The following is a 14,898-nucleotide window of genomic DNA, read 5'->3' as shown; positions in this document are numbered from 1 at the left end:
CTTTTTATATATTTATGCATACAAATTTTATAGAAAAAGTAATTGATGAGTTATTGGAAAAAAATAATGATTTATCTAAATTTACTATCATTATTCCCGGAAGAAGACCTATCATATTTTTTAAAAGATATCTTATAAAAAAAGGTTATAACGGATTTTTGCCTACTTTCTATACCATTGAAGATTTTATATACAAACATTCCCATTTAGTTAAAATTGAAAATATTCCTCTTTGGTTGGAAGCTTTTCAAATACAGAAAAAATTCGTAAATGCAGAGGAAACTCTTGATGAGTTTTTAAAATGGATACCTACTCTTCTTAAAGATTTTAACGACATAGAAGTATTCTCTGATAATCCTCATAGGGTTTTAGAGCATATGGCTTCCATTGAAAGAATAGAAAATTGGGTGAATAAGCTTGATACAACAAGTGAAAAAAAATTATATTATAAAAATGTAAAATTTTGGGAAAACAATATAATTTTATATAATAAATTAAAGGATTCTTTGGAAACTAAAGGATTGGGAACGTATGGAATGATTCTAAACCATGTGTTAAGCCAATTAACATCTATTCATATTCCTGAAAATGAAAAGTATGTTTTTGTCGGATTAAATGCCTTAACGCCCAAAGAAGAAAAGCTGATTAAACATTATATATCACATGCCGAAACGTATTTATATTGGGATGCCGATAAATACTATTTAAACAATAGTAATCAAGAAGCCGGAGATTTTTTAAGGAAATATAAAAATTGGAATTATTATGCAACTCGAGATTTCAAATGGGTAACTGATGATTTCAACAAAAAAAAAAATATACATGTAGTGAGTACTTCTCAAGACGTAGCTCAAGCCAAATATATCAGTTCTATCTTATCTACCCTTCCTGAAGAAGAATTACAAAATACCGCACTAGTATTAAGCGATGAATCAATTCTACCGGCAATATTGGAAAGCATACCTAAAAATATATCCCGAGTTAATATAACTATGGGATTTCCTCTTAAAAATTCATTTTTAGCATCATTATTTAAGCAAATTTTTAAATTACACATATTTAGAGAAAAAAATAAATCCAAAGGATATTATTATAACGACATCTTATCCCTTCTTCAGAATCCATTACTACATAATACTATATCTGTTATTGAATTTATTTCTGAAATAAAAAGAAATAATCTTATCTATTTAACTGATTCTCTCATATTTAAATATTTAGGTAGTTCTTACTATTATTTTATATTTAAAGAATATACAAATCCTATCGATTTGATACATAAACTTTATGAATTTTGTACTGAACAATTTTGGAAAACAGATTCTGATCATCAGGTGTTAAAAGAAAATTATTTAAAATTTAAAAATCTTTTCTCCATTTTACATACACAATTATCGCAAGATCTTTCCATTCAAAGTTTTTCACTTCTTTATACATTTTATCAGCATGTAATCAATAATGAAACTATTGATTTTATTGGCGAACCGGTAGAGGGACTTCAAATTATGGGAGTTTTGGAAACTCGTTTGCTAAGCTTTAAAAATATACTAATGACCGGAGTTAATGAAGGAATTTTGCCGGGTGGAAAAAATGATAATTCTTTTATTCCTTTTGATGTAAAGAAAAATTACGGAATCAATACTTTTCTTGAAAGTGATGCCATCTATGCGTATCATTTTTATAGATTAATACAACATGCACAAAACATAACCTTAGTTTATAATAATTATACTGAAGGTATTAACTCCGGAGAAAAAAGTAGATTTATTAATCAATTAGAATTTGAGTCTCAACATACCATAATAGAATCTGTAGCCACTTATGGAGGAAATTTAAAACAATCGAAGGAATTAATCATTGAAAAATCACCTGCTGTATTGATTTCAATTCAAGATTGGCTAAAAAATCCTATTTCGCCAACTCATTTAACCAATTATCACTACAATCCAATCAATTTCTATTTGCAAAAGATTTTAAAGATTAACGAACAACAAGAGATGGAAGAGGAAATTTCTGCTTTAAATTACGGAAATTTGATTCATCATACTTTAGAATCTATTTATTCCCCATGGCAAGGAAATAAACTAACGGAAAAGGAGTTACTTTCAGCTTTAAAAAATTATTCTGTTTATTTAAATAAATATATCGAAAAAGAATTAAATCCCGACTTATTTAAAAAAGGGCAAAATTACTTACAAAAGCTGCTAGCGGAAAAAACCATTGAAAAAATATTGTTAAGAGATTTAACCGACATAAAAAACGGTAATATCATTTTCTTAAAAGAAATTGAAAAAGAACTTAGTTCCACTATTAATTTACCTGAAATAGGCACCTTATTTTTGAAAGGATTTGTAGACCGCTGGGATAGTTTTAATGGCCGGGACCGAATTATAGATTATAAAACATCATCTATAGATACTCTTATATTTAAGTCAGATAGATTTAATCAAATACAAGAAGATAAAAATTTTAAATTTTTTATTCAGCTTGTTTTCTATGCTTATATGATATTACATGAAAAACTTTCAGAATCGGTAAAGGTGGGAATTTGGAGTTTTAAAAAACCTTTTCGAGGATTGGAGATTTTAAAAATTGATTCTTCTGAAAGTTTAAACGAATCTCAAGCTACTATTTTATTTGAGGAAGTTTCCCGATTGATCTTAGAAATTGCTGATCCGGATATTCCATTTCTAGAAAAATCTTCTTTTATTAAATAATAACAAAAAAATAATTTTTAATTCAATTTAATCATTTAATTTTGAAGTTTAACTTTCTTACCCATGAACGAAGATTTAAAAGATATAAAAAATATTTTTCCTATACTGAATCAGTTAGTAAATGGCAAACCTTTAGTCTATCTTGATAATGCTGCGACTACTCAAAAGCCGATTTCCGTAATACAGGCAGAAGAAAAATATTATAAAACTATAAACTCCAATGTTCATAGAGGAATTCATACCCTAAGTCAATTGGCTACCGTGGAAATGGAAGAATCCCGAAAGTCTGTGCAACAATTTTTAAATGCAAAAAAGGATTACGAAATTATTTTTACTAAAGGAACGACCGACAGTATCAACTTAGTAGCTACAGGAATAGAACCCTTACTTAACGAAGGCGATGAAATTATTATATCCAATTTAGAACATCATTCGAATATTGTTCCTTGGCAATTATTAGCCGAACGAAAAAATCTAAAAATTAAAGTTATTCCTGTGGATGACAACGGAGATTTGATAATGGATGAATATGATCGACTCCTTTCGGAAAAAACTAAAATAGTAGCTGTAAATCATATTTCCAATGCATTGGGAGTAGTTAATCCAATTGAAGAGATAATTTCTAAAGCCCACAAAATAGGTTCATATGTGCTTATAGACGGAGCGCAAGCCGTATCTCATAGAAAAGTTGACGTGCAAAATTTAGATGCCGATTTTTATGTATTCTCATCACATAAGCTTTATGGTCCTACGGGAGTGGGTATTTTATACGGTAAAGAGAATATATTAGAATCCATGAAACCCTACCAGGGAGGTGGAGAAATGATTAAAGAAGTTACTTTTGAAAAGACGACCTACGCAGATTTGCCTTTTAAATTTGAAGCAGGTACTCCGAATATTTCCGGTAATATTGTCTTAAAAACTGCTATAGATTTTGTGCAAACTATAGGTTTTAAAAATATTAGTAAGCATGAAGACGAAATTATGAAGTATGCTAAAAATAAACTTTCGCAATTAGATAATATAGTCATCTATGCTCAAAATGCAAAACATACCTCCGGAGCACTTTCTTTTAATTTAGATATCGAAAATATTCATTCGTCTGATGTCGGGTTTATTTTAGATAAACAAGGGATAGCAGTAAGGACCGGACATCATTGCGCTCAACCCATTATGCAACGTTTGGGAATAAAAGGTACAGTTCGAGCATCATTTGCCATCTATACAACTAAGGAAGATATTGATCAACTGATTGAAGGGATGTATTTAGCTCAAAAAATGCTTAGATAAAAACTAAATTATTATTAATCAAACAGTTATTTTAATAATCGGATAGAAGGATGAAAATAATTAATTGGAAAAGTCTGGTCGGCAATTATTTAGTATTATTTTATTCCTATTCATTTCCATACAAACACCAATAAAGAATGAGGAAAATAATCGGTAGCTAATAGTAATATTTTTTTAATATTACCAACTACCACTGGCACCGCCTCCACCGAAGCTTCCTCCGCCGCCAAAACCTCCAAAACCACCACCTCGGGAACTACTGCCCCCACTTCCGCCGATAAATCCACCTAATCCACCCCAAAAATCATCATCATTATTTCTTCTCTTACCGTTACGGTCATAATATGTGTTGTTTCTATTGTTTTTATGCATTAATATATACAATAGTATAATGAAAAATATAAATACGGCTACTATGATCCCTGAAGTAGTATCATCAGTATCCTCCGGGTTATCTGCCTTAAATTTCCCTTGAAGAACCTTTATGATTTGATCCGTACCGGAGTTTATAGCACCATAATAATCATTTTGCTGAAGATAAGGAATCATATATTGATGAATAATAGTACTGGAAGTATAGTCAGTCATGGCATCTTCAACTCCTCGCCCATTCTGTATAGCTAATTTATGATCATCGGAAGCAATTAATAATAAAATACCATTATTTTTATATTTTTGTCCGATTTGCCATTTTTCACCCCATTTGGCTCCCACATAATTAATATCGTCACCATTTAATGTTTTAACAATACAAACAATTATTTCCGTGGAGGTTGAATCACTATAAGATATTAACTTATTATTTAAATTATTTTGTTGCTCTTCCGTAAGAATATTAGCATAATCATTAACGGGATAAATTATTTTTGGTTTTTCCGGGATTTTAAATTCCGTTTGGCTGTAAATAAAGTTATTTATAAATAATACGCCAAAGAGGACTAAAAAAATTTTAACGGGATATTTCATTGGGTAATTCATTTTCTATATTTTTTCCATCTCTTGGAAAAAATTTTTTCAATTTAGTTCCGGTTTTTAAAATTGCGTTGATTAATCCTTCTTTATAATTATCTTTTTTAAATGAAAATGTAATTTCCTTTAAAAGACCATCCCAAAAATTTTGATGTACATATTTATGAATGTTGACATCTCCAATTACAGCAATTTTTTTCTTATTTTCGGATACATAAAATAAGACACCATTTCTATCTTTTGTTTTTTCCATACCCAATTTGGTAAAGAGGGATTGCGCTGTGGCTAACGCATCCCCCGTTAGGTTTTGGTCTAAATGTACCCTAATTTCCCCTGTAGACATCGCTTCGGCTTGTCTAATGGCTTCAATAATATCTTCTTCGTCCCGGGGTGAAAATAACATTCTAAAAGTAGTTTTTAAAATTATTTACCGTTTAACAATTGATCGACATTTGGGGCTTTTTCAGCACCTGCATCTGCTTTAAATGTTCCTTTTTCTTTAAAATTTCTAAAATTAGCAACAATACTTGCGGGGAACTTTTGTATATAATTGTTATAGGTTGTAACAGATTGGTTGAAGTTATCTCTATCGATTTTAATTCTATTTTCAGTTCCTTCCAATTGATTTTGAAGTCCTAAAATATTTTGATTGGCTTTTAAATCAGGGTATTTTTCAATAGTAACTAATAATCTTCCTAAAGCAGAACCTAAACCGGATTGTGCTTTTTGATATTCAGCTAATTTTTCAGGAGATAAATTTGAAGGATCAATCTGTACTGAAGTTGCTTTTGCTCTGGCTTCAATTACAGAAGTAAGAGTTTCTTTCTCATAATTGGTTGCTTTATTAACGGTTGCTACTAAGCCGGGTACTAAGTCTGATCTTCTTTGATAAGAACTTTCTACAGCACTCCATTTTAAATTTACATCGTTATTTAGTTCAATCATATTATTATTAATGCTTACTCCCCACATAAATACTCCGATTACAATTATAGCGATTAATCCTATAATACCACCTCCGATTAAACATCCTTTTTTCATAATTTTTACTTAAATTTATATTTACTATTAATTAAATTATCCAATATCAAATATTATTCCTAAAAAGTAAGGGAAGTTCTACTACTTCCCTTACAATATGTTGTATTAAATTATTTTCTTTATAAAGCAGATTCTGCTTTTTTCATTTCTTCCATTTTATCCTTCATCTGTAAAACTCTATACGCTTCTATTAGTGCTTGAATAATACCTTTGTCTTTTTGATCATAACTGTATGCTTTCTCCATATAAGGTAAAGCCTGTTTGAACATTGCTTTTCTTTTTTCGACTAAAGCATCATATTTTTGTTGATCAGCTCTTGAAGATCCTAAGGCTTTCATTTTTTCTACAATTTCTTTATCAGGAGCTAATAATAAAGCTGCCAAATTCAGATATGCTGCCGGATAATCAGGCTTAATAAGTATAGTCTTATTATAATAATCTTTAGCTAATTCAGCTGTTCTAGGGTCTTTACTGTATAATACTCCTAAGTTATAATAAGAAATATAATCATTAGGTTTTTTTACAATAGCTTCTCTTAATTTAGCAATATATTTATCGGTTTGACCGGTTTGATAGTATAATTCTCCTATTTGAGAATTTAAATTAGTATCATTTGGAAATTTTTTCAATCCTTTTTCAGCTAAAGCCATAGCTTCATTATACCTTTTATCTGCAACTAATAAGGAAATTGCATAATTATATAAATCTGCTTCAACGGAAGGTGATTCCTCTTTTTTAAAGTCTGAAAACCCTGAATTAGGTGCCGATTTGAATAAATTATATTGTTCTTCGCTTAAACCGACTCTTTTACCGTTTTGTAAAGCTGTATACGTGGTTGTCTTACCAGTATAGCCTTCATTTAGTAATTCTAAGTACAGTTCAAGAGCTTTTTTATTATTATTGGCTGCATGATAAGAAATTGCTGCATAATATTTAAAAACTTCATCCGCATTTCCCGCTGCTTGAGTTAAATAAAAGGATTCTAAGAAATCATCAGCCGCTTTCGAAAATTGTTTTGCATTATATTCAGAAGTTGCCCTGCCGGATAATTCTTGTCTTTTTTGTTCTAAAATCGGAATTATTTTTTGAATATAGTTTGTACCTGATTTAGTTTCTTTTAAACCTGTAAAACCTTCGGATTTAAGTTTTTCTGCTTCTTCTTTAGTAAGAACAAAAGCCTTTTCTTTAGTATTTTTATTTTTTAAAGAATAAATAGGGCCTTTTTCATAAAGGGCTAATTTGGAAAATATTTTAGCAGATTCAAGAGTTTTTCCTTGTTCCAATAAAGAATTTCCTTTTACATATAAATATTTAGCATATACGTCGGGATTGATTCCGGATATATTAGAACTAAGCGTTGGTTCTACTTGCTGAATTAATGACTCTGCCTGAGTTTTATTTCCTTTCTCTAATGCATTAAAAGCATCTTTTATTTCTTTCTCTTGGCCAAAAGACCATAAACTAACTAATATAAATAGAGAAACTGATATTTTTTTCATATAATGATTTTTAATCCTGTGATTCTGAATTATTTTCTTCGTTTGATTCATTTAAATCATTTTCTGAACCGTCAGAATCATTTAATTTTTCATTTGTTTCTGTAAGGTTTAGAGAGGTTTCACCATTAATAGTATTTCCATTTTCATCATATTCTTCTTCATCAACCCCTTCTTCTTTTTCAATTTTAGTTATGGCAGCAATTTCATCGTTCTTTTTAAGATTAATTAATTTAACTCCTTGAGTATTCCTGCTCATAACTCTAAGTTGTTCCACAGACATTCTGATGGCTACACCGGATTTATTAATGATCATTAAATCGTTATCATCAGTAACTTTTTGGATAGCTATCAGATTACCGGTCTTATCAGTTATATTTAAAGTAATGACTCCTTTTCCTCCTCTGTTAGTAATACGATAGGCATCGGCATGAGTTCGTTTTCCATATCCTTGTTCTGATACAACTAAAATAGTGTCATTTTCAGGATCTGAAATAATAACCATTCCAATTACCTCGTCATCCTCATCGCCAAGAGTAATACCTCGTACACCTGAAGCATTTCTACCGATAGGTCTTAATTTTTCTTGAGGGAAGCGAATAGCTTTTCCATATTTGGTAGCAATCATTATTTCATCATTCCCGGAAGTTAAACTTGCGCTTACCAAAGTATCTCCTTCCCTAACATTAATAGCATTAATTCCGTTGGCACGTGGTCTGGAATAAGCTTCCAATGTTGTTTTTTTGATGGTTCCTTTTTGGGTAACCATTACTAAAAACGTATTATTTATATATTCCTCATTTTTTAAGTCATGAGTTAAAATATAAGCTTTGATTTTATCGTCTGATTCGATATTTATTAGATTCTGAATAGGTCGTCCTTTAGCTATTTTGGAACCTTCAGGAACTTCAAATACTCGTAACCAGAAACATTTACCTTTTTCTGTGAAGAAAAGCATGTACTGATGTGCAGTAGCGGAAACAACATATTCAAGGAAATCTTCATCTCTGGTAGATGCTGCACGGTTTCCAACGCCACCTCTTGATTGGGTCTTATATTCAGAAAGAGAAGTTCTTTTGATATATCCCATTTTAGAAATAGTTAAAACAACTTTTTCATCAGGAATAATATCTTCAATACTCATTTCACCACCCGCAAAATTGATTTCGGTCTTACGCTCGTCACCGTATTTTTGCTTGATTTCTTCTAATTCCTCTTTAATGATAGAATATCTTAGTCCTTCGTCATTTAAAATAGTCTTAAGATATTCGATCTCTTTCATAATGGCATTGTACTCATCTCGGATTTTATCCAACTCCATTCCGGTTAAACGAGCCAATCTAAGATCCAGGATCGCTTGAGCTTGTATTTCCGTTAATTCAAATTCTTGAATTAAGCCCGTTTTTGCTTCGCTTGGACTAGAACTTTCACGGATAATTTTAATGGCTAAATCTAAAGTATCTTGAGTAGCAATAACTTTCATAAATCCTTCCAAGATATGGGCTCGTTCTTGAGCTTTCTTTAGAAGGTATTGAGTACGTCTTACTACTACGTCATGTCTGTGCTCAACAAAATGATGAATGATATCTTTTAAATTAAGCTGAACGGGTCTTCCGTTTACTAGTGCAATGTTATTTACACTAAATGAGGTTTGTAATGCTGTATATTTGTATAAAAGATTTAAAACTACATTCGGGATGGCATCATGCTTAAGCTCATAAACTACTCTCATTCCATTTCTGTCAGACTCGTCTCTGATTTCAGAAATACCTTGTAATTTATCTTCTTTGATTAATTCGGCCGTACGAGCAATCATATCGGCTTTGTTTACCTGATATGGAATTTCTGTAACTACAATGGCTTCTCTGCCGTGTACCTCTTCGAAATTGGCTTTTCCTCGTAAAATGATTCTCCCCCTTCCTGTTTCAAAAGCAGATTTTACCCCTTCATAACCGTATATAATACCACCGGTAGGAAAATCGGGAGCTTTAATGTGCTGCATTAATTCATCAATAGTAATATTTCTGTTATCAATATACGCACAAATGGCACTAATAGATTCAGTAAGATTATGAGGAGCCATATTGGTAGCCATACCAACCGCGATCCCTGATGCACCGTTCACTAACAGAATAGGAATACGGGTAGGCATTACTTTAGGCTCTTCTAACGTATCGTCGAAGTTAAGTTGAGTATCAACCGTATCTTTATCTATATCCGATAATATTTCTTCAGAAATCTTTTTTAGTCGGGCTTCAGTATACCTCATTGCTGCAGGCGGGTCGCCGTCTACGGAACCGTAATTACCTTGACCGTCTACCAGCTGATACCTCATAGACCATTCCTGAGCAAGCCTTACCATAGTGTCATATACTGACGAGTCTCCATGAGGATGGTATTTACCCATAACCTCCCCAACGATTCTTGCAGATTTTTTGTAAGAACTGTTGGCAGTAACTCCCAATTCATACATCCCATATAAAACCCTTCTATGTACGGGTTTCAAACCATCTCTTACATCGGGTAGAGCCCTGGAAACTATCACAGACATTGAATAATCAATGTAAGATGATTTCATTTCATCTTCAATATTAATAGGAATTAATTTTTCCCCTTCTCCTATCATAAGTGTACTTGTTTATTTTTTCTTTAGTATATAAGACCGTAAAGATAATGAATTTTTATCGAACACGCAATTAGACATGCCTTTTAAGGATTTTGTGCGATTATAGTTCGTATTTATATATCAATTTGGATTCAAATGAATTTATCTCAATGAAATATTTACTCATTAAATTTTTATATAAATTGGTTCTCTCTGATTACAATACTTTTATGTAAAAGTGTTTTTTGGACATCAATTATTCTTTGATTGGAGCTTCCTCTAAATGGTAATCCTTCTTCGTATAAAGTATTCACGTATTTACCGTCTACAAGTACGTCTATATAAGGTAAAATTTGTGATAATTTTTTGGATTTATGTATTTGTTCAAAGGTAAACCCGGTGTAACACCAAATATTTTTATGCGAAGTAGCTTTAATTTCTTTGGCTAGTTCTGTAAATTCTTTTACTTGTATTAACGGGTCACCGCCCGTAAAAGTTACATTTGAAAATTCTGATTGATTTATAATCTCAATCAGCTCATTAATCGTATAGGGTTTTCCATTATCAATATCCCAAGATTCCGGATTGTGGCATTCTACACATTTATGAATGCATCCTGCCGCATAAATTGAAGTCCTAAAGCCGGGCCCATCCACCGTTGTATCCTGTATAATATCTAGTATAGATAGTTTAGTCATGAATAATTCGGTCGTTTAATTCCGCTAACTTTGCATAATTCCATCTATCGGTTGTTCCTACTAAATATCCCGTAATTCGTTGCAAACGGTCAATATGGGTGCTTCCACATTTTGGGCATTCGTCTAAATGGGCAGAAGCATTTTCATACCCGCAAGGTAAACATCGGTTTCGAGTATGATTCACAGAAGAATAGCCGATGTTATATTTATCCATCATATCCACAACAGTCATGATTGATTCGGGATTGTGAGTGGCATCTCCATCTATTTCAACATAGAAAATATGTCCACCGCGAGTTAAATCATGATAAGGTGCTTCAATTTTAGCTTTTAGGTGAGCGCTGCATTTATAATATACCGGTACATGATTAGAATTAGTATAGTATTCTCTGTCCGTTATTCCTTTAATACTTCCAAAGTCTTTTTTATCTTTTCTGGTGAATCTACCTGCTATGCCCTCTGCCGGTGTAGCTAGAATACTATAGTTGTGCTTATAATTTTCTGAAAAAGTTAAAGATTTGTCCCTCATAAATGTAACTATTTCCAGTCCTAATTTTTGAGCCTCCTCATCTTCCGCATGATGTTTTCCTATTAAAGCTACTAAAGCTTCGGCAAGTCCTATAAACCCGATTCCCAAAGTACCTTGATTGATTACTTTTTCTACAGTTTCTTCAGACTTTAGTTCTTCGGATCCATTCCATAATGTCGACATCAATAAAGGAAATTGTTTGGGAGCTGCTGTTTTTTGAAATTCAAAACGTTGATGCAGTTGTTCGGCAGCTATTTGTAACGTATGATCCAACTTTTGGAAAAATTGACGTTTTCTTTCAGTTTCATCCTTTATTTCGCGGGTCTCTAATGCCAATCTAACTAAATTGATTGTTGTAAAAGATAGATTACCTCTACCTATGGATGTTTTCTCTCCAAATCTGTTTTCAAACACACGCGTACGACATCCCATAGTGGCTGTTTCGTATTGATATCTTTTAGGATCTTGTGCATTCCATTTTTCATGATGATTAAACGTAGCATCTAAGTTCAAAAAGTTTGGAAAAAAACGTCGGGCGCTAACTTTGCATGCTAATTTATACAGGTCATAATTTGGATCTTCAGGTAAATAACTTACTCCTCGCTTTTTCTTCCATATTTGGATAGGAAAAATCGCAGTTCCACCGTTACCAACGCCTTCGTCCGTGCTTGTTAGAAGTTCTCTTATCACACATCTTCCTTCCGGAGAAGTATCCGTACCGTAATTAATGGAACTGAATACTACTTGATTTCCCCCTCTGGAATGGATCGTATTCATGTTGTGGATAAATGCTTCCATGGATTGGTGAACTCTGCTTACGGTTCTATTGATGGCATGTTGTACAATTCTTTCATCACCTTGTTTTTGACCAAGTTCTTCCTTAACATAATCCTTAATCGCGTAGTCATACAGGTGTTCATAATTTTGACCGTTTATATTTTCAAGAATTTTTATTTCCTCAATATAGCTTTTTCTAACAAACGGCGCTAAATAAAAGTCAAATGCCGGAATTGCTTGTCCTCCGTGCATTTCATTTTGAGCGGTTTCTAACGAAATACAAGCCAACATGCTGGCGGTTTCAATTCTTTTTGCCGGTCTTGATTCTCCATGTCCTGCAAAAAGACCGTTTTCTAAAATTTTATTTAATGGATGTTGTACACAAGTTAGACTTTTAGTCGGATAATAGTCTTTATCGTGAATGTGTATATAGTTGGAAAGGACCGCTTCTTTGGCTTCAGGACTTAAAAGATAATCATCTACAAAGGGTTTGGTGGTTTCACTGGCAAATTTCATCATCATTCCTGCAGGGGTGTCAGCATTCATATTGGCATTTTCCCTTGTAACCTCATTGGATTTGGTTTCAATAATCTCCAAAAACATATTGCATGTTTTAGCCTTTCTTGCAACATTTCTTTGATCTCTATAGGAGATATATTTTTTTGCCACTTCTTTACGGGGACTGTTCATTAATTCCATTTCCACCATGTCTTGGATGGCTTCAACCGTCATTTCTACATTGCCAGTCTGAGATATATCTTCAGTAATTTTTTGTATTAAAAAAGAATCCACTCCATTTTCCGTATTTTGCATAGCTTTGCTGATCGCATTAAAAATCTTATTTTTATTAAACTCGACAATGCGTCCATCTCTTTTAATAACTGTCTGAATCATTTTATGTTTACTTTATCTATTGCACTTTATGTAAGATGAAAACCTTATACTTGGAGACATAAAATTTAATTGTCGCCAAATACAGGGTTATATATGAAACTTGTAATACTAATAATAGTAACGTAATTATTGAAATTTCAATAATTTAAGGTAGTAAGAATACAGGATTTTTTCCTGTTATTGGTCATGTATTCGATAAAGCTTCATATGTAAGTACAAAGATAATTTTATTTTCACTTAGCTTTTTTTATTTAAGAATTTAATTTTCAACATAATTATTTCTTATGATATTATTACTAAAATTTATAGAAAATTATCAATTATTGATCGAATCGTCTAAAAAAATAAATAAGTCAAAATAATAAATAATCACATTTTAAAAGATCAGCATTTAGGTAGTAAAGTTATTAACAGGGACTTAAATTTGGAGATATTATTTTACTATATTTGAGACATGAAAAAACTATCAGTACTTTTATTTTTATATACTTCTTTTATCTGCTATGCTCAGGAAAAGAACCTTACCTGTCTTGATTTCAATCGGGGTGAATTCAGAAATATTAGCGAAAATTCCAATTTAAGTTCTCTTATTGTGAGAAATGGCAATAAACAGCTGGAAGTTACTAACGGAGTTGAATCTTTTAAAAGGATTGAATGGTTAAATGATTGTGATTATATATTATTTTTCTCTAATCGAGACGCTAAAAAGGACAGTTTTAAAAGATTTATCAATAAAAATGGAGGGATTAAAGTAAAGACTGTTAAAATTGAAAAAAACATTTTATACTATAATACCTATTATTTTGACGGTAAAAAAGAAATTATGGGAGAAGGAAGATTACTTAAAACAAGTAATCATGCTTCATTTAAATAAAACTAATAAAAGTGTGATGGAAAAGCTTCTTTAGGTTCCCTATTTAAGATATTTAATTTTATATAGGATTGTAAAAAGCCAAATCCATAGGAAAAAAATTGAATAAATGTTGTAAGTAAAGATATGAGACCGATTTTGATGCTCCTGTTTTTATAGCTTGAATCGAGGAAAATTGCACAGCAATAAAAAAGCAAAGGAAAGATACACCTATAATTAACTATCGATAATACTAAGGACAAAACAGTGAATATCAAAAAAAGAGAAGGAAACCAAAAAGTAATTTTTGAAAAGTTAGGATGTCTTTGGTTCAATATGGGACGGGCAATTCCGAAATGATATACTTGATTAGCAAATTTCTTTAAGGAAGTTCTTCTTTTGTGAAATACCTTGCATTCAGAAAAAAATCGAGTTTTAAACCCTTTTTCCCAAAGAGTAAGACTTAAATCGGGGTCTTCCCCTACCCTAAGTTCCGAAAATCCGCCAACACTTTTAAATGCTTCTTTGGATATACCCATATTAAAACTTCTAGGCTGGAATTTATTTATCGCTTTTTTATTGCCACGAATTCCTCCCGTGGTTAATAAAGAAGTCATGGAATATGAAATTGCTTTTTGTAAATCATTAAAATTTTTATCGGCCGAATCAGCTCCTCCAAAAGCGTCCACATAATTAAATCTTAATTCTTTACGCACATTTTCTATATAATGAACCGGAGCAATACAATCTGAATCTAAGAAAATATAATAATTTCCTGAAGCGTGTTCCGCTCCGTAATTTCTTGATAATCCTGCTCCGGAATTCGATTTGTAATAATATTTAATATCCAATACTTCTGCATATGTGGAGACTATAGGTTCTAACTTTTCTTGAGATCCATCGTCTACAATAACAATTTCAAAATTTTTATCCGTTTGATTAATTAAACTAAACAGTAATTCCTGTAGTTCATCTTTTCTATTATAGACTGCTATAATAATTGAAATTTTTAAATGTAAATCTCCATGCATA

At 31.6% G+C, this 14,898-nt stretch carries 11 protein-coding genes; 3 read left to right on the top strand and 8 right to left on the bottom strand.

The window, feature by feature from the left end; all coding sequences use genetic code 11:
* Positions 1-14: 14 nt before the first annotated feature.
* Positions 15-2,717, top strand: a complete 2,703-nt coding sequence (locus C4S75_RS06855; protein WP_105297559.1) for a PD-(D/E)XK nuclease family protein — start codon at positions 15-17, stop codon at positions 2,715-2,717.
* A gap of 63 nt (positions 2,718-2,780) precedes the next feature.
* Positions 2,781-4,007: an aminotransferase class V-fold PLP-dependent enzyme gene (locus C4S75_RS06850; protein ID WP_105297558.1), complete on the top strand. Its 1,227-nt coding sequence runs from the start codon at positions 2,781-2,783 to the stop codon at positions 4,005-4,007.
* A 180-nt stretch (positions 4,008-4,187) separates the two neighbouring features.
* Here the strand turns inward: C4S75_RS06850 and C4S75_RS06845 are convergent, their stop codons facing one another.
* The 7 genes from C4S75_RS06845 to C4S75_RS06815 all read right to left on the bottom strand — a co-directional run bounded on the left by C4S75_RS06845 (position 4,188) and on the right by C4S75_RS06815 (position 13,016).
* Entirely contained in the window at positions 4,188-4,973 is a 786-nt protein-coding gene (locus C4S75_RS06845; protein WP_105297557.1) for a YgcG family protein, read from the bottom strand.
* On the bottom strand, positions 4,957-5,379 hold the full coding sequence (locus C4S75_RS06840) for a TPM domain-containing protein (protein ID WP_105297556.1): 423 nt from the start codon (positions 5,377-5,379) through the stop codon (positions 4,957-4,959). The genes C4S75_RS06845 and C4S75_RS06840 overlap by 17 nt, the downstream gene beginning before the upstream one ends.
* A 20-nt stretch (positions 5,380-5,399) precedes the next feature.
* A complete protein-coding gene (locus C4S75_RS06835) occupies positions 5,400-6,017 on the bottom strand; it encodes a LemA family protein (protein ID WP_105297555.1) in 618 nt (205 codons plus the stop codon).
* Positions 6,018-6,136: 119 nt separating this feature from the next.
* On the bottom strand, positions 6,137-7,516 hold the full coding sequence (locus C4S75_RS06830) for a tetratricopeptide repeat protein (protein WP_146105590.1): 1,380 nt from the start codon (positions 7,514-7,516) through the stop codon (positions 6,137-6,139).
* 10 nt (positions 7,517-7,526) lie between these two features.
* Positions 7,527-10,139 (bottom strand): DNA gyrase subunit A, encoded by a 2,613-nt coding sequence (gene gyrA / locus C4S75_RS06825; protein WP_105297553.1) that lies wholly within the window; start codon positions 10,137-10,139, stop codon positions 7,527-7,529.
* 173 nt (positions 10,140-10,312) lie between these two features.
* Positions 10,313-10,816, bottom strand: a complete 504-nt coding sequence (nrdG, locus tag C4S75_RS06820) for an anaerobic ribonucleoside-triphosphate reductase activating protein (protein WP_105297552.1) — start codon at positions 10,814-10,816, stop codon at positions 10,313-10,315.
* A complete protein-coding gene (locus C4S75_RS06815) occupies positions 10,809-13,016 on the bottom strand; it encodes an anaerobic ribonucleoside triphosphate reductase (RefSeq protein ID WP_105297551.1) in 2,208 nt (735 codons plus the stop codon). Before C4S75_RS06815 ends, nrdG begins: the two co-directional genes overlap by 8 nt.
* A gap of 454 nt (positions 13,017-13,470) precedes the next feature.
* Between C4S75_RS06815 and C4S75_RS06810 the strand changes: the two genes are divergently transcribed.
* Positions 13,471-13,890, top strand: coding sequence for a hypothetical protein (locus C4S75_RS06810; RefSeq protein WP_105297550.1), 420 nt, complete (start codon positions 13,471-13,473; stop codon positions 13,888-13,890).
* A gap of 2 nt (positions 13,891-13,892) precedes the next feature.
* Here the strand turns inward: C4S75_RS06810 and C4S75_RS06805 are convergent, their stop codons facing one another.
* A complete protein-coding gene (locus tag C4S75_RS06805; RefSeq protein WP_105297549.1) occupies positions 13,893-14,897 on the bottom strand; it encodes a glycosyltransferase family 2 protein in 1,005 nt (334 codons plus the stop codon).
* Position 14,898 lies beyond the last annotated feature (1 nt).

Source organism: Apibacter sp. wkB309, assembly GCF_002964915.1.
Lineage (GTDB): Bacteria > Bacteroidota > Bacteroidia > Flavobacteriales > Weeksellaceae > Apibacter.
The sequence above is the reverse complement of the archived record's forward strand: the minus strand, read 5'-3'. Positions and strand labels throughout refer to the sequence as shown.

Bases quoted from the DNA above. Each gene is read 5' to 3' on its own strand.
- C4S75_RS06855 (WP_105297559.1), top strand. From the start codon at position 15: ATGCATACAAATTTTATAGAAAAAGTAATTGATGAGTTATTGGAAAAA.
- C4S75_RS06850 (WP_105297558.1), top strand. From the start codon at position 2,781: ATGAACGAAGATTTAAAAGATATAAAAAATATTTTTCCTATACTGAAT.
- C4S75_RS06845 (WP_105297557.1), bottom strand. From the start codon at position 4,973: ATGAAATATCCCGTTAAAATTTTTTTAGTCCTCTTTGGCGTATTATTT.
- C4S75_RS06840 (WP_105297556.1), bottom strand. From the start codon at position 5,379: ATGTTATTTTCACCCCGGGACGAAGAAGATATTATTGAAGCCATTAGA.
- C4S75_RS06835 (WP_105297555.1), bottom strand. From the start codon at position 6,017: ATGAAAAAAGGATGTTTAATCGGAGGTGGTATTATAGGATTAATCGCT.
- C4S75_RS06830 (WP_146105590.1), bottom strand. From the start codon at position 7,516: ATGAAAAAAATATCAGTTTCTCTATTTATATTAGTTAGTTTATGGTCT.
- gyrA (WP_105297553.1), bottom strand. From the start codon at position 10,139: ATGATAGGAGAAGGGGAAAAATTAATTCCTATTAATATTGAAGATGAA.
- nrdG (WP_105297552.1), bottom strand. From the start codon at position 10,816: ATGACTAAACTATCTATACTAGATATTATACAGGATACAACGGTGGAT.
- C4S75_RS06815 (WP_105297551.1), bottom strand. From the start codon at position 13,016: ATGATTCAGACAGTTATTAAAAGAGATGGACGCATTGTCGAGTTTAAT.
- C4S75_RS06810 (WP_105297550.1), top strand. From the start codon at position 13,471: ATGAAAAAACTATCAGTACTTTTATTTTTATATACTTCTTTTATCTGC.
- C4S75_RS06805 (WP_105297549.1), bottom strand. From the start codon at position 14,897: ATGCATGGAGATTTACATTTAAAAATTTCAATTATTATAGCAGTCTAT.